The 14,051-nt window shown below is 69.1% G+C and carries 15 protein-coding genes and 1 tRNA gene; 7 read left to right on the top strand and 9 right to left on the bottom strand.

Annotated features, from left to right (window positions below; all coding sequences use genetic code 11):
• Positions 1 to 47: 47 nt before the first annotated feature.
• Positions 48 to 1,193, bottom strand: a complete 1,146-nt coding sequence (locus FK530_RS15300; protein WP_146487899.1) for an acyl-CoA dehydrogenase family protein — start codon at positions 1,191 to 1,193, stop codon at positions 48 to 50.
• 15 nt (positions 1,194 to 1,208) lie between these two features.
• Positions 1,209 to 1,682: a thioredoxin-dependent thiol peroxidase gene (bcp, locus tag FK530_RS15305; RefSeq protein WP_146487900.1), complete on the bottom strand. Its 474-nt coding sequence runs from the start codon at positions 1,680 to 1,682 to the stop codon at positions 1,209 to 1,211.
• 19 nt (positions 1,683 to 1,701) lie between these two features.
• Here bcp and FK530_RS15310 point away from each other — a divergent pair, with 19 nt between their 5' ends.
• The gene (locus FK530_RS15310) at positions 1,702 to 2,085 is read left to right on the top strand and encodes a hypothetical protein (protein WP_146487901.1); all 384 of its coding nucleotides are present in this window, start codon (positions 1,702 to 1,704) and stop codon (positions 2,083 to 2,085) included.
• 18 nt (positions 2,086 to 2,103) lie between these two features.
• Here the strand turns inward: FK530_RS15310 and FK530_RS15315 are convergent, their stop codons facing one another.
• Positions 2,104 to 2,970, bottom strand: a complete 867-nt coding sequence (locus FK530_RS15315; protein ID WP_146487902.1) for a LysR family transcriptional regulator — start codon at positions 2,968 to 2,970, stop codon at positions 2,104 to 2,106.
• A 124-nt stretch (positions 2,971 to 3,094) separates the two neighbouring features.
• Between FK530_RS15315 and FK530_RS15320 the strand changes: the two genes are divergently transcribed.
• Positions 3,095 to 4,429: an NAD(P)/FAD-dependent oxidoreductase gene (locus FK530_RS15320; RefSeq protein ID WP_146487903.1), complete on the top strand. Its 1,335-nt coding sequence runs from the start codon at positions 3,095 to 3,097 to the stop codon at positions 4,427 to 4,429.
• Here the strand turns inward: FK530_RS15320 and FK530_RS15325 are convergent.
• A complete protein-coding gene (locus FK530_RS15325) occupies positions 4,367 to 5,587 on the bottom strand; it encodes a L,D-transpeptidase (RefSeq protein WP_146487904.1) in 1,221 nt (406 codons plus the stop codon). The two genes, FK530_RS15320 and FK530_RS15325, sit on opposite strands and share 63 nt — an antisense overlap.
• Positions 5,588 to 5,687: 100 nt before the next feature.
• On the opposite strand from FK530_RS15325, the gene FK530_RS15330 reads away from it, so the two are divergent.
• Complete coding sequence (locus FK530_RS15330; protein WP_146487905.1) at positions 5,688 to 5,933, top strand: aromatic acid exporter family protein; 246 nt, start codon at positions 5,688 to 5,690, stop codon at positions 5,931 to 5,933.
• Between the two features lie 221 nt (positions 5,934 to 6,154).
• Here FK530_RS15330 and FK530_RS15335 read toward each other — a convergent pair.
• Positions 6,155 to 6,227, bottom strand: a tRNA-Lys gene (locus FK530_RS15335).
• 93 nt (positions 6,228 to 6,320) lie between these two features.
• Positions 6,321 to 7,490 carry an acyl-CoA dehydrogenase family protein gene (locus tag FK530_RS15340; protein WP_146487906.1) on the bottom strand — a complete coding sequence of 390 codons (1,170 nt, stop codon included), beginning with the start codon at positions 7,488 to 7,490 and terminating at the stop codon, positions 6,321 to 6,323.
• Positions 7,491 to 7,560: 70 nt separating this feature from the next.
• Between FK530_RS15340 and FK530_RS15345 the strand changes: the two genes are divergently transcribed.
• Entirely contained in the window at positions 7,561 to 8,085 is a 525-nt protein-coding gene (locus FK530_RS15345) for a PH domain-containing protein (protein WP_146487907.1), read from the top strand.
• Positions 8,072 to 9,655, top strand: a complete 1,584-nt coding sequence (locus FK530_RS15350; RefSeq protein ID WP_146487908.1) for a PH domain-containing protein — start codon at positions 8,072 to 8,074, stop codon at positions 9,653 to 9,655. The genes FK530_RS15345 and FK530_RS15350 overlap by 14 nt, the downstream gene beginning before the upstream one ends.
• Here FK530_RS15350 and FK530_RS15355 read toward each other — a convergent pair.
• Positions 9,642 to 10,121, bottom strand: a complete 480-nt coding sequence (locus FK530_RS15355) for a nitroreductase family deazaflavin-dependent oxidoreductase (RefSeq protein ID WP_146487909.1) — start codon at positions 10,119 to 10,121, stop codon at positions 9,642 to 9,644. The two genes, FK530_RS15350 and FK530_RS15355, sit on opposite strands and share 14 nt — an antisense overlap.
• Positions 10,122 to 10,161: 40 nt before the next feature.
• Positions 10,162 to 10,722, bottom strand: coding sequence for a chymotrypsin family serine protease (locus FK530_RS15360; protein ID WP_158645110.1), 561 nt, complete (start codon positions 10,720 to 10,722; stop codon positions 10,162 to 10,164).
• 49 nt (positions 10,723 to 10,771) lie between these two features.
• Between FK530_RS15360 and FK530_RS25875 the strand changes: the two genes are divergently transcribed.
• Together FK530_RS25875 and putP are read left to right on the top strand one after the other, a co-directional pair.
• Positions 10,772 to 11,071, top strand: coding sequence for a hypothetical protein (locus FK530_RS25875; protein WP_158645111.1), 300 nt, complete (start codon positions 10,772 to 10,774; stop codon positions 11,069 to 11,071).
• A gap of 180 nt (positions 11,072 to 11,251) precedes the next feature.
• Positions 11,252 to 12,751 (top strand): sodium/proline symporter PutP, encoded by a 1,500-nt coding sequence (gene putP, locus FK530_RS15370; RefSeq protein WP_146487911.1) that lies wholly within the window; start codon positions 11,252 to 11,254, stop codon positions 12,749 to 12,751.
• Position 12,752: 1 nt separating this feature from the next.
• Here the strand turns inward: putP and FK530_RS15375 are convergent, their stop codons facing one another.
• Positions 12,753 to 13,853: a PucR family transcriptional regulator gene (locus FK530_RS15375; protein WP_231706655.1), complete on the bottom strand. Its 1,101-nt coding sequence runs from the start codon at positions 13,851 to 13,853 to the stop codon at positions 12,753 to 12,755.
• Positions 13,854 to 14,051 lie beyond the last annotated feature (198 nt).

A 14,051-nucleotide genomic window follows, 5' to 3' on the forward strand; every position in this document is an offset into this window, starting at 1 on the left:
AACGGCCGGGGCGCGCAGTGCGCACCCCGGCCGTCGTCGTCGAAGAACTACAGCGCGAGATCGCGCCCGATGATCTCCTTCATGATCTCGGACGAGCCGGCCCAGATGCGGGTGACGCGGGCGTCCATCCACGCGCGGGCGGCGCGGTACTCGCGCATGTAGCCGTAGCCGCCGTGCAGCTGCACGCACGAGTCGAGCACCTGGTTCTGGATCTCGGCGGAGATGTACTTGACCTTGGCGGCGTCGACGGCGGTCAGCGTGCCCTCGGCGTGCGCGAGGATCGCCTGATCGACGTACGCCTGCACCATCTCGATCTTGGTCACCAGGTCGGCCAGCAGGAACTTGTTGTGCTGGAACGAGCCGATGGAGGCTCCGAAGGCCTTGCGCTCACGCGCGTACTCGATGGTCTCGGCCAGGATCTGCTTGGCGTGCGCCACGTTGCCCACGGCCGAGCCGATGCGCTCCTGGGGCAGCTTCTCCATCATGTGGTAGAAACCGCGGTCCACCTCGCCGATCAGGGCGCTGGAGGGCACCCGCAGGTCGCTGTAGAAGAGCTCCGCGGTATCCGCCTCGGGCTGGCCCACCTTGTCGAGCTTGCGGCCGCGCTCGAAGCCGGGCAGCGAGCAGTCCACGGCGAACAGCGAGATGCCGCGGGCCTTGGCGTCGGGGTTGGTCTTCGCCGCGATCACCGCGACGTCGCAGGTGTAGCCGTTGGTGATGAAGGTCTTGGAACCGTTGAGGATCCAGTCGTCGCCGCTGCGCACAGCGGTCGACTTGATGCCGGCCAGATCCGAGCCGGCGGCGGGCTCGGTCATGCCGATAGCGGCCACGGCATCACCGGAGGCGATGGCGGGCAGCCACTGCTGCTTCGCCTCCTCGGAGCCGAGGCGCACGATGTACGGCGTGGTGATGTCGAAGTCGATGCCCACCGAGCTGGCGAAGGCCATCGAGACCGCCGCCAGCTCCTCCTGCGCGACCGCGTTGAAGCGGTAGTCGTCCGCCTCGCCGCCGCCGTACGACTCGGGGATCTCCAGGCCGAGAACGCCCTGCTCACCGAGGCCGCGCCAGACGTCGCGGGGGATCAGCTTGTCGTCGATGTACTGCTCCGCGTGCGGCAGGACCTGCTTCTGCAGGTAGTCGCGCACGGCGGAGCCGAACTGCAGGTGATCCTCGGAGTAGATGGTGCGTTCCACGTCGGTGGGTCCTCTCTAGAGCTTCAGGTCGCGGCGCAACTTGGCGACGTGCCCGGTCGCGCGCACGTTGTACTGCGCCACCTCGATGGTGCCGTCCGCGCCGATGACGAACGTCGACCTGATGACGCCCGTCACGGTCTTGCCGTACATCATCTTCTCACCGAAGGCCCCGTATTCGGTAAGCACCTGCTTATCAGGGTCCGAGAGGAGCGGAAATGTGATCGAGTCGCGTTCCTGGAACTTCTTGAGCTTCTCCGGCTTGTCGGGGGAGATGCCCAGCACCGCGAGGCCGGCGTCGCCGAAGTCCGCCAAGTTGTCGCGGAAGTCGCACGCCTGCTTCGTGCAGCCCGGCGTCATCGCGGCCGGGTAGAAGTACAGGACGACCCGCTGGCCACGGTAGTCGGAGAGCGAAACGGGGTTCCCGTCCTGGTCCGGCAAAGTGAAAGAAGGTGCATTAACTCCCGGCTCCAGCCGCGTAGAAGTAGTCATGCCGGTTACCGTATCGGTCATGGCAGCACAGGACGAGGGCTCGGGGTACTCCGGCGGCACGGGTGGCCGCGGACGCGCGCGCATCCGCAACCTGGCGAGCGCGGCGCTCAACGCCGATATGACGATCGACCAGGCCACGACGATGCTCGAGGGCATGGCGGTGACCATGGACAACATGAGCACCACCATGTCCACCTTCGACGAGACGGTGGCCCGGGTGAACCGCAACCTCGACGAGTTCGAGAAGCTCACGGCCCGGTTCTCCGCCACCCTGGAGAAGACCGACGCTGCGCTCGAGAAGCTCAACGCGCTGCTCTCCGTGCCCGGGGCGGCGGTCACCGTCGCCGAGCGGGTGCTCGCGGTGCCCACCGAGGTGACCAAGCGGTTCCGTGGCAGGCCCTGACCGCACCGTCGGATCGGGTCAGCCCCGGCGGTAGCCGTTCGACAGCCCGACCAGCAGCTCCGCGACCAGTGGGTTCGGTGTGGCGTCAGTCCGCAGCACCGCGGAGACGGGCAGCGTGAAGCCCGGCGCGGGCCGACTGGCGATGCCGGGCTGGCGCGGGTCCTCGTACAGGAGCGTCCACCCCTCGGGGTGGTTGATCAGCTCGAAGGCGACGGGGTGGTCATCGCGGATCTCCGGCCCGAGGAGCACGTCGAGGCCGTCGGCGGTGAACACCTTGTCGACGAGGCGGTGCAGGAGCACCTGCTGATGGGGCGGGGGAAGGAGGAGCGGGTACCGGGCCAACTCCTCGGTCGACGGTGCCCGTCCGAGTGCCGCGAGGGGATGCCGCGTGGAGAACGCGATGAGCGGATTGTCGACCCAGAGCGGCTCGAGGTACAGGCCCGGCTCATCGAGTCGGCCGCGGATCAGGGCGAGATCGGCCTCGCCCGACTTCACCGCGGCGATGCGCTGCGCGAAGGGCTTGATGAGGAAGTCGATCTCCGCCCCCGGGTGGCGCTCCCGTACGTCGGATGCGGCGGCCAGCGCGGATCGCGCGAAGGACATGTTCGCCGCGAGCCGGATCCGGTCCGGGCGGGGGCGCACGGCGTCGACCGCCTCGTCGCGGAGCCGGAGCAGTTCGCGAGCGCGGGGGAGAAGCGCCTCGCCGGCGTCGGTGAGCCCGACACGCCGGCCCGCGCGCTCGAAGAGCTCAGCCCCCAGTTCCTTCTCGAGGGCGGCGATCTGGTGGCTCACCGCCGACTGCGAGACGAAGCACTGCTTCGCCGCGCGCGAGAAGCCGCCGTGGTCGGCCACCGCGACCAAGTACTCGAGTTGACGGAATTCCATACCGACATCGTATGAACAAATGAGATCGATCGCATCATCAAGACGGCGATCTACCAGGTTGAAGCCGAACTATCCATGCACCAATCTGGTAGCAGACAACGACGTCTTGAAGGAGGGGAAGATCATGCGCAGCACTCATGTCGTGGTGATCGGCTCGGGATTCGGCGGCCTCGCCGCCGCGAAGCAGCTCGCGAAGTCGAACATCGAGACCACCGTGATCTCGGCGAACGGCACCCACCTCTTCCAGCCACTGCTGTATCAGGTGGCGACAGGCGTGACCACCGGCGAGCGGATCGCGCCGCCCATCGCCGAGGTGCTGCGTCGCCGGCGCACCGTCGATGTGGTCACCGGCTACGTCACTGAGGTCGACGCCGAGCGCAAGGTCGTCACCTATGCCACCGACGAGGGCATCGAGCAGATCGGCTACACCTACCTGATCGTCGCGGCGGGCGCCGCCCAGGCCTACTTCGGCCACGACGAGTGGGCCGATCGCACCTTCGCTCTCAAGACCCTTGAGGACGCCGAGAATCTCCGGGAGCGGATGCGCGCCGCCTTCGGGGAACCGGCCGACAGCCCGGCGCGCACCTTCGTGGTGGTCGGGGCCGGCGCCACGGGCGTCGAGGTGGCCGGCCAGGTCGCCGAGCTCGCGCGCCGCTTCCACGACCGCGCCGAGGTCCGCATCCACCTGGTCGAGGGCGCCGACGACGTGCTGCCCGTCTACGGCGGCACCCTCTCGGGCTACACCCAAGCGACCCTGGAGAAGGTCGGGGTGCGGGTGCACACCGGTACCTTCGTCACCGCCATCGAGGACGGCGTCGTCACCGTCAAGGACAGGGCCGGCGCCGAACGCGAGATCGCCGCGGGCACCGTCGTCTGGTCGGCCGGAGTCAAGGCCACCCCGCTCGCCGGGGTCATCGCCGAGGCCACCGGCTGCGAGACCGACCGCAACGGCCGGCTCCTCATCAACCGCGACCTCACGGTCGGCGGCCGGGCCGACGTCTTCGCGCTCGGCGACATGACCGCTCTGAACGGGTTGCCCGGACAGAGCCCCGTCGCCATGCAGCAGGGCCGCCACGCGGCCGACGTGATCCGCGGGAAGAAGGGGCCCGGCACGCACTTCCGCTACCTCGACAAGGGCAGCATGGCGATGATCGACACCCCGCACGCCGTGCTCCAGCCGCCGCTCGGCCTGCCGGGCCTCACCGGCATCGTCGCCTGGGCGGGCTGGTTGGCCGTACACCTCTACTACCTGGCCGGAATGGGGAACCGTGTCGCGGTGCTCCGGGATTGGCTGCGGGCCTTCGTCGGCACGGCCCGGCCCGGGTTCGCCGGCACGGTCGCGCGGGCCGACGGTGCCGTCACCGTCGGTGCCGCGACGGCGGCCGCGGACGAGGAGCTAGCCCGCGGACTTGGCGTTACCGGCACGCCAGACGGACCACGGCAGATTCCAGTCGCCTAGTCCGTCGGTGCCCTCCAGCGTGGGTCCCGAGGTATCGGTGACCTTGACGATGTCGCCCCGCTTGGTGTTCTGCAGGAACCAGAGCGCGTTCTCGGTGCTCACGTTGAGGCATCCGTGGCTCACGTTGGTGTAGCCCTGCTGGTTGACCGACCACGGCGCGCTGTGCAGGTAGATGCCGCTGTACGACATCTGCACCGCGTAGTCGACCAGCGTGCGGTAGCCGTTGGGGGAGTTCACCGGAACGCCGTAGGTCGACGAGTCCATGATCATGTTCTCGCGATGGTCGCCGATGAGGTACACGCCGTTCGGCGTCTCATTGCCGGGCCCGCCCATCGACGTGGGCATCGTCTTGATGACCTTGCCGTTCTTCGTGACGCGGACGATCTTGTCCTTGTCGGAGACGGTGGTGATCACCTCGTCACCCACCGTGAACCGCGTGGAGGCGTCCTTCTGGCCGAAGGTGCCGCCGCCGAGGTCCACGCCGTAGATCTTCACGTCCACGCTGACCTTGGTGCCGGGCTTGAAGTAGCTCTCGGGCCGCCAGCGCACCTCGGACGGGCTGATCCAGTAGAAGGCGCCCTCGACCGGTGGGTCGGTGACCACCCTGATCGCGCGCTGCGCGGCCATCCGGTCGGCGATCCGTTCGTCGAACTTCACGCCGACGGTCTGCCCGACCCCGACCGTCGAGTTGTCGGCGGTGGTGAAGTACGCCTGGGCCAGGTTGTTGGGCGACTGCGTGCTGAAGGTCTCGGTCGCGACGTTGACGCCGCCGATCCCGTTCGCCTCGGCGCGCAGCTTGTAGGTCTTGTTGTAGCCGAGGGGCTCGGAATTACTCCAGGAGCGTCCGTCCGCGGCGAGCGCACCGGACACCTCCTTGCCGTCGGCGTTCGTCATCACGACCCGCGTCAGCGTGCCGCCGCTCGCGGTGACCTTGACCGGGACGCCGGGCTGGACGTCGAGCGCGCCGCTGCGGACGCTGGTGGTGATCTGCGGCCGCAGGAGGTCGAAGAAGGGGGTCGAGTCGGTGATCTTCTGGCTCTCGTCGGGTAGTGCCGCATCCCCCGTCGACGACGTGCAGCCGGCGACCAGGGCGGCGACGACGGCCAAGGCCGTCACCGCCGTCGGGATGCGTCGATACACGGCGGGACGGTTGCGCATGGCTCAGCTCCAGAAAAGGCTCAGTCGGATTCGGTCCACGGGACCGATTGCTCCCGATTCTACCGGGCGCGGCGGGGGCCCGGCCGGTACGGTGCGGGGTGTGAGCGACGACGGTGACGGGTCCCGGCCCGAGGCGCGCAAGGAAGGTGGGCGCGCCCCCGGTCCGTGGGGCGACAAGGGCTACAACAAGCTGGCACTCGGCATCGCGATCGGCGTCGTCATCGGCGCGGGCATCGGCACGTCCCTGGGGAATCCGGCGATCGGTATCGGGGTCGGACTGGCGCTGGGCATCGCCTTCGCCATGGCCCTCGGCTACGGGGCCGGTAAGGACGACGACGCCGACTGACTCGCCGGCCCCGTCGTCCCGACCTGGGTGAGAGCCTGGGGAGAACGCTGCGGGCGACAGGTGAGGTGGTTGCTCCCCAGGCTCGTTTGCCAGACTAACTTAGCGTCACTAAATTTAGAAGGTTCAATTCTCGCCTGAGCGGAAGCTGAGCCGAGGCGGCTCGTGGATCGTCCCGCACACGCACGAAAGCCCCCTCCGCGAAGGAGGGGGCTTTCGTATTGTGCGCCATCAGGGACTCGAACCCCGAACCCGCTGATTAAGAGTCAGCTGCTCTGCCAATTGAGCTAATGGCGCGTGCTCGCTCGCTGCGTGCTGGAATACATTAGCAAGACGTGGAGCGAAACGTGAAATCGGCTGGTCAGGGTCGGTTTCTGAGCTATCGGCGGCTCACTGGAAGGCGCTCTGCCCGGTCAGCTTCTGGCCCAGGATCAGGGTGTGCATCTCCACGGTGCCCTCGTAGGTCAGCACGCTCTCCAGGTTGTTCGCGTGCCGGATCACGGGGTACTCCAGCGAGATGCCGTTCGCGCCGAGGATCGTCCGCGCCGTGCGGCAGATGTCGATCGCCTCGCGCACGTTGTTGAGCTTGCCGATCGACACCTGCTCGGGCCGCAGTGCGCCGGCGTCCTTGAGGCGGCCCAGGTGTACCGCGAGCAGCACGCCCTTCGTGTACTCGAGGGTCATGTCGGCGAGCTTCTGCTGGGTCAGCTGGAAGCCGCCGATCGGGCGGCCGAACTGCTCGCGTTCCACCGCGTACCGCTGCGCGCACTCGAGGGCTGTCCGCGCGGCGCCCATGGCGCCCCAGACGATCCCGTACCGTGCCTCGCTCAGGCAGGAGAGGGGACCGCGCAACCCGCGGACCTCGGGGAACGCCGCCGAGTCGGGAACGCGCACACCGTCGAGAACGAGCTCGGCGGTGACCGAGGCACGCAAGGACATCTTGTGCTCGATCGTGTTCGCGCTGAACCCCGCGGTCTCGGTGGGGACGGCGAAGCCACGTACACCCTCGTCGGTCTGCGCCCAGATCACGGCCACGTCGGCGAGGGAGCCGTTGGTGATCCACATCTTCCGGCCGTCGATGATCCAGTCGGCACCGTCGCGGCGCGCACGGGTTCGCATGTTCGCAGGGTCGGAGCCGTGATCGGGCTCCGTGAGCCCGAAGCAGCCGATCAGCTCGCCCGCGGCCATGCCGGGGAGCCAGCGCTGCTTCTCCTCCTCGCTCGCCCACTTCCAGATCGCGTACATCGCGAGTGAGCCCTGCACGGAGACCATCGAACGCAGCCCGGAATCGCAGGCCTCCAGCTCGAGGCAGGCCACGCCGTACTCGGTGGCGGTGGTGCCGGCGCATCCGTAGCCGTCGAGGTGCATGCCGAGCAGGCCCAGCGTGCCGAGCTTCCGCATGAGCCCTCGGGGGTCGTCGATCTCGCCGCGTTCGAACCAGTCGGCGACGTAGGGCTCGACCTCGCGGGCGGTCAACGCGCGCACCGAATCCGCGATCGCGCGTTCCTGGTCCGTGAACAGGCCGGTCAGGCCCGCCAACTCGTCGGGGTGTGTGGTCATCGTGCCTCCTCGGCGCCACCCTAACCGGAGCTGCTGGCAGAGAGGCGGAAAGTCGTGCTTAGCTGGGCGCATGACCCTTCCCGGAACACCCGCCCCCGCGGGCGCCGCAGAAGTGCTGAGGCAGCCGGCCCACCAGGTGTCGCCGCGCGCGAAGACCTGGTGGACCGTGCGCGCCGCGATCCGCTGGGTGATCGTGATCCCGCTGGTGACGGTGGTACTCGCGGTGATCCCGGACGTCCCCTGGTACGCCGCCGTCGCGGCGTTCCTCGTGCTGGCCGCGGCAGCCGCCGCGCACCTGATCGTGATGCCGCGCTTCCGCTACGCCTTCCACCGCTGGGAGATCAACGCGGTGGCGGTGTACTCGCAGGCGGGATGGCTCACCCGTACCCGTGTCCTCATCCCGATCTCTCGCGTGCAGGTGATCGACACCGTCGCGGGGCCCCTGGAACGGTCCTTCGGCCTGTCGACGGTCACCGTCACCACGGCCTCGTCGGCGGGCACGGTACGGATCTCGGGCCTACCCACGGAGACCGCGCAGGCGATCGCCGCAGGTCTCACCGTCAGCGCCGCGGAGGACTCCGATGACGCGACCTGACGAGGAGGCGACGCGGCCCGGCGAGGGCGTGGCGCGCGTCGGCGACGACGAGTGGAACCGGCTGTCGCCGTGGGGCATCGGTACGCGCGTGATCAAGGCGGTGCCGTCGCTGATCCCCGCCCTCATCGGCGTCTTCTTCCTGGGGCGCGCCGCCGGCCCGGTGTTCTTCGTGATCGCCGGTGTCGCAATCAGCGTGCTGGTGGGTCTGCTGCCGTGGCTCACCACGCGATGGCGGGTCACCGACGATCAGTTGGAGCTGCGGCACGGCCTGGTGCGGAAGGTCTCCGCCACCGCTCGGCGCGACCGGATCCGCAGCGTCGACGTGACGGCCGGGCCCATCGAGCGGGCGCTGAAGCTCCGCAAGGTGGTGGTCGGCACCGGTGTCGGCGGCAAGGAGTCCGCGCTCGTCCTCGACCCGATCCCGGCCGACGTCGCCGAGCGGCTCGGGCGGGAGCTGCTGCGCCGCACCGCCGCACCGGCGACCGCGGAAGTGATCGGCGCGGGCGGGACCGGTGCCGAGGCGACACCCGCGCCCGTCGCGCAGGAGGAGGAAGAACTGGCTCGGCTCCGGCCGGAGTGGATCCGGTTCGCACCGTTCTCCCTCACCGGCTTCGCCGTGGTCGCGGCGGGGGCGGGCATCGGCTTCCGCATCGTCGACGAGGCGGGGCTGCGCGAGCGCGGCTCCGAGCTCGCCGAGTCCTGGTTCGTCAAGATTCTCGATCTCGGCGCCGCCGTGGTGATCCCGGCCGCGGTCGTGCTGGTCGTGATCTTCTCGATCCTCATCTCCGTGCTCGCCTACGTCCTCGCCTTCTGGGGCTTCCGCCTGGTCCGCCGGGCCGACGGTGCGCTGCACACCAGTCGCGGGCTGATCTCCACGGTGGCGGCGACGATCGAGCGCAAGCGCGTCCGGGGCGTGCAACTGCACGAGCCGGTCCTCATGCGGATCCCCGGCGGCGCCAAGCTGCGTGCGATCGCCACGGGCACGGACCGCAATCCCACCCTGCTCCCGCCGGCGCCCCGCGCCGAGGCCGTCCAGGTGGCCGACCGGATCCTGGGCCGCCCCGGCGTGGTGGAGACGCCCCTGACGGCACACGGTCCGGTGGCGCTGCGTCGCCGCTACACCCGTGCGGCGTTGGGCGGAGGACTGTGCGCCCTGCCGTTCGCGGCGGTCGCTGTCGTCATGGTGCTCGCGGAGCGCCGCGACGACGTCGTCGGAGAGCCCACCGGGTGGTGGATCCTCCCCGCGGCGCTCGCGGTCCTCGTCCTCGCCCTGGCCTTTCCGCTCGCCCGCCTGCGCTACGCCAACCTGGGCACTGTCATCACCGGCGACGCCGTCGTCCTCGGCGCGGGCACCGTCGCCCGCACCCGCACCGCCCTGGAGTTCGACGGGGTGACCGGCTTCGTCACGCGGGAGACCTTCTTCCAACGCCGTGCCGGCGTCGCGACCCTCACGATCGCCACCGCGGCAGGGGCGTTCGGCGCCGTCGACCTGACGCCCGTGCGCGCGGCCGAGGTCGCGCGCACCGTCGACCCCGCGATCGTGACGGGATTCCTCGTCAGCGAGGCGTGAGCCGGTACAGCTTGATCGTGCGCCCGCCGGCCCACTCGATGTAGTCGTCGTACGCGGGCCAGACGGCGACGATGCTGGGCCACAGGCGTTTCCGATCCGACTCGGAGATCCGTCGTGCCCGGACCGGGATGCGCCGGGTGCCCAGCAGGACCTCGGCCTCCGGCGTCGCCTCGAGGTTGTACGACCATGCGGGGTGGTGCTGCTGGCCGAAGTTGGACGCGATCACCACGAAGTCCTCGCCGTCGCGCACGTACAGCAGCGGAACGGCGCGCGCGATCCCGCTGCGTCGGCCGACCGTGGTCAGCGTGAGCTGTGGCAGGAGGGACTCGGGGATGAGGTGCACCGAGCCGCGGCTGATGCGGGTGACGGCCTTGTCCAGCGGCACCGTGGCGCGCACCATGCGCGAAACCGCACGGTGCCGCCCGAGCTGCAGGAAGCGTGCCTTGAGGTCGTCCAGGACGGTCATGGCCGCAGTGTAGTGAATCGCGCCCGTCGCCGGGCTCCGATCAGTTGGTCGCGAGTCGCGCGCCGCCCGCCGCGCGGAGCACCGCGTTCAGTGAGTAGTACTGCGTGAGCTGCTGCGTGACGCGGCCGGAGTCGCGGTCGGTCAGGGTGACGGCGTCGGTGATGATGCCGAGCGCGGCGTTGTCCGACGTGCGGATGAGCGGCCCGCCGCTGTCGCCCTGCGTGGTCACGATGTCGGCGACGACCCAGTCGTTCACGACCTTCGTCACCTTGCCGCAGCGACGACCGTTCACCGAACCCAGCTGGCACACCGGATCGCCGACGCGCGCGATTCCGACGGACCGCGGTGCCAGGCCGGGGGCCGACGCCAGGAGCTTCACCTGCGGATCGGTCAGGCGGAACGTCGCCCAATCGGGGCCGAACGGGTCGACGGGGGAGTAGTGCCCCGGACGGTTCGGGTCCTCCTTGACCGCAGGGGCCTTCGACTGCACGACCTCGCCGACGATCCACTTCTTGACGCCCACCGGCTGCTGCGGGGCGCCGCAATGACCGGCGGTCACGCCGAGGCGCTCGCCGTCCGGGGCCGTCACCGCGAAGCCCATGGTGCACTGCAAGGATTCGAACCGGCCGCCACCCAGGGAGCGCTGCAGGATGTCGATTCGATCGCCCGGCGCCACCGACTTCGGGGCGGGGGTCTGCGTGGGCGCGCTCGGCTTCGCGGGGGTCGACGGTGCGCCGGGTGCGGGCTTAGGGGTCGCGCTCGGCGTGGCCGGAGCGCTCGACGCGCCGGGGGCGGCCGGCTTCGGCGACGGCGACGGGGTCGTCGGCGCGCCCGACGCGAGCGCGGGTGTCAGGAGTGCTCCCGACACCAGCAAGGTGACCACCCCGATCGATCCGCGTCGCAATGCCGCACCGATGCGCGTCCCGTCGGTCAAGGTCGAACCCTCCTAGGGTATGGGTCGTGGTGATCGAGGGGCGCCTGAAGAAAGCGCCGCAGAAAATCGTGGCCGAGCCTACCATTCCGCATGACTGGCTTCGAGTGAGATCAGTTCACCGTAATGGGATTTCGCTAGTTGTATAGACCATGTACGAACAGTGAGTTTCGGTTCCTGGACCTGAGGAGACCCCCGAGTGTCTGACCAGACCTATCAGACGATTGCAGTAACCCTGTATTTCGCCGCCATGTTGTACATCGGTTGGAGTGCGTACCGGAAGACGCGCGACAACCTCGACGACTACATGCTGGCGGGACGAGGGCTCAAACCGTGGGTCGCCGCACTCAGCGCGGGCGCGTCGGACATGTCCGGCTGGCTGCTGATGGGCCTTCCGGGCGCGATCTACGCCAAGGGGCTCGTCGAGTCCTGGATCGCGATCGGGCTCACGATCGGAGCGTGGCTGAACTGGAAGTTCGTCGCGCCGCGCCTGCGCTCGTACACCGAGGTCGCGGGCAATTCGATCACGATCCCCAGCTTCCTCGAGCACCGACTGCGCGACCGATCGCGGTCCCTGCGGATCGTCTGCGGTCTCATCATCCTGGTCTTCTTCACGTTCTACGTCTCCAGCGGGATGGTGGCCGCGGGCAAATTCTTCGACAGCACCTTCGGTGTGCAGTACATCCACGGCATGCTGATCGTCGCCGTCGTGACGATGGTCTACACACTGTTCGGCGGCTTCCTCGGCGCGACCCTCACGGATGTGGCGCAGGGCCTGCTGATGCTCGCCGCCCTGGTCGCGGTGCCGATCGTCGCCCTCATCGAGGTGGGCGGCCCGGCGGTCACCGTCGACACCGTGAATTCGGTGAACCCGACCTTCTTCAGCCTGTTCGCCGGCGGCACCGCCCTCGGTATCGTCTCCGCGGCCGCGTGGGGTCTCGGCTACTTCGGTCAGCCGCACATCATCGTGCGGTTCATGGCGCTGCGCTCGCCCCAGGAAGCGACCACCGCCCGGCGGTTCGGTATCAGCTGGATGGTCGCGACCGCGCTCGGCGCCATCTCGACCGCGTTCATCGGCATCGCCTACTTCGCGTTGCATCCCGAGAAGGCGCCGAAGGACCCCGAGACCGTCTTCCTCGTGCTCGCGCAGATCCTGTTCCACCCGTTCGTCGCGGGCCTGGTGCTCGCGGCCGTGCTCGCCGCCATCATGTCGACGGTGTCCTCGCAGCTCGTCGTCTGCTCGTCGGCGCTCGTCGAGGACCTGTTCAAGATCTTCGCCGAGAAGTCGGGCCGCGACGCGCAGATCAGCGACAAGACCTACGTGCGGCTCGGGCGGCTGGGCGTGCTCGTCGTCGCCGTGATCGCGGTACTCCTCGCGATCGACCCGTCCGACAGCATCCTCGAGCTGGTCGGCTTCGCCTGGGCCGGCTTCGGCTCGTCCTTCGGTCCCGTCGTGATCCTCGCGCTGTTCTGGCGCAAGCTCACCGCCCCGGGCGCCCTGGCGGGCCTCATCGTCGGTGCGGTCGTCGCCTTCGTCTGGGGTCAGTGGCCGCCCTTCGAGCTCTACGAGATCGTCCCCGGCTTCGCGGCGAACCTGGTGGTCGCGATCGGCGTCAGCCTCGCGACCTACAAGCCCGACGATGCCGTCGACGCCGAGTTCGACGAGGCGGCACGACTCGCGGAGAAGCAGCCGACGTAGGTCACCCGCCGGGCGTCCCGGCGGGGCCCGGTCCGGCGGGCGCGAGGTCGAGCGCCGCGATCGAAGCCAACAGCCCGGACGCCGTTCGCGGGTCCCATCCCGTCAGCGTGTGCCACCGGTCCAGGCGGTACGTCACCGAGTTCGCGTGCAGGTTGACGGACCGGGCGGCGGCGCTGATGGACAGACCCGCCCCTGCGTAGGCCCGGACGGCGTCGACGAGGTGCGGGTTCTCCCGCGCGACGGCCCATCCCCGCTCGAGGATCGGGGCCAGTCGCTCGCGCTGGGGTGTGAGGGAGGCGGTCAGCCAGGCGTCCTCGAAGCGGGTGACCGCCCCCGCGCGCGACGCCTTGAGTGCTTGCATCGCATCGTCCATGGTCGACGGTGCCAGTTCGAGGCTCGGCCGCTCCAGTCCGACGCCGACGGTGGCGCCGGGGCGGATCGAGCGCACCGTCGCGACGACCGTGGGCGTCGCTGCCCTCTGGCATAGGATCATGAGTCCGGCGTCGTGCCGGCTGCAGTGCGCCGCGCCACGGAGCTCGTCGAGGGAAATCTGGAGTCGTTCCTGCGCCGCTTCCGGCCAGTCGGAATCGGCACAGAGCGCCCTGAATTCGTTGTCGGGATCGAACCCGAGGGCCTGCGCGAGCTGACGTGCGTCGGTCATTGAGCGCTCGTCGCCTGCGGTCAGCGCGGCGAAGAACCTGTGCCGCACGCCTGCCCGCTCCGCCTGCCGGCTTCGGGTGGCCTCGCTGTGGCCCTCGGCTACTGCTGTCGTCTCGAGATGCACCACGTCCCACAGGCGCCCGACAGCGACCATCAGCTCGGCGTCCGGCTCGGGAGAGCGCGCGAGGAGTTCGTGCCAGAGCTCCCGTAGCGCGATGTGATAGGTCTCGATGACGTCGGACAGCGAGATGCCCTGCATCGCTCGGCGGCGCCCGAGGTCACGGCTGCGACCCGAGTCCAACTGAGCGATGCCGTCGGGACTGGCCACGGCCTCCAGCATCATTTCGAGTCCGGTGCGGATGTAGTCGTACTGCTCTCGGTACGGGATCGAGTGGTACGAGGTGATCTCGGCTCGGATCTTGTCGACTGCGTGCTGGGTCACCGAATCGAACTCGGCGGCGACCGCGCGGCACACCGCACGTACTTGTGTCGATTCACCGGCCGCAGCCATGTGGCCCCCTTGTTCTCGGGGTTCGTGAATTCCACGAACTCAGCGCGTTCTTTTCGGGAAATCGTAGTGGCTTCACAACATGATCTGCAGCACACTGCGAGGACGGATATGGGCTGTATCACAGCCCTC

Origin of the sequence: Tsukamurella conjunctivitidis (assembly GCF_007858475.1) — a bacterium.
GTDB lineage: Bacteria > Actinomycetota > Actinomycetes > Mycobacteriales > Mycobacteriaceae > Tsukamurella > Tsukamurella conjunctivitidis.

Coding starts and splice junctions, on each gene's coding strand:
- bcp (WP_146487900.1), bottom strand. CDS start 1,682: ATGACTACTTCTACGCGGCTGGAGCCGGGAGTTAATGCACCTTCTTTC.
- FK530_RS15310 (WP_146487901.1), top strand. CDS start 1,702: ATGGCAGCACAGGACGAGGGCTCGGGGTACTCCGGCGGCACGGGTGGC.
- FK530_RS15315 (WP_146487902.1), bottom strand. CDS start 2,970: ATGGAATTCCGTCAACTCGAGTACTTGGTCGCGGTGGCCGACCACGGC.
- FK530_RS15320 (WP_146487903.1), top strand. CDS start 3,095: ATGCGCAGCACTCATGTCGTGGTGATCGGCTCGGGATTCGGCGGCCTC.
- FK530_RS15325 (WP_146487904.1), bottom strand. CDS start 5,587: ATGCGCAACCGTCCCGCCGTGTATCGACGCATCCCGACGGCGGTGACG.
- FK530_RS15340 (WP_146487906.1), bottom strand. CDS start 7,490: ATGACCACACACCCCGACGAGTTGGCGGGCCTGACCGGCCTGTTCACG.
- FK530_RS15345 (WP_146487907.1), top strand. CDS start 7,561: ATGACCCTTCCCGGAACACCCGCCCCCGCGGGCGCCGCAGAAGTGCTG.
- FK530_RS15350 (WP_146487908.1), top strand. CDS start 8,072: ATGACGCGACCTGACGAGGAGGCGACGCGGCCCGGCGAGGGCGTGGCG.
- FK530_RS15355 (WP_146487909.1), bottom strand. CDS start 10,121: ATGACCGTCCTGGACGACCTCAAGGCACGCTTCCTGCAGCTCGGGCGG.
- FK530_RS15360 (WP_158645110.1), bottom strand. CDS start 10,722: ATGGGCTTCGCGGTGACGGCCCCGGACGGCGAGCGCCTCGGCGTGACC.
- FK530_RS25875 (WP_158645111.1), top strand. CDS start 10,772: ATGTCGATTCGATCGCCCGGCGCCACCGACTTCGGGGCGGGGGTCTGC.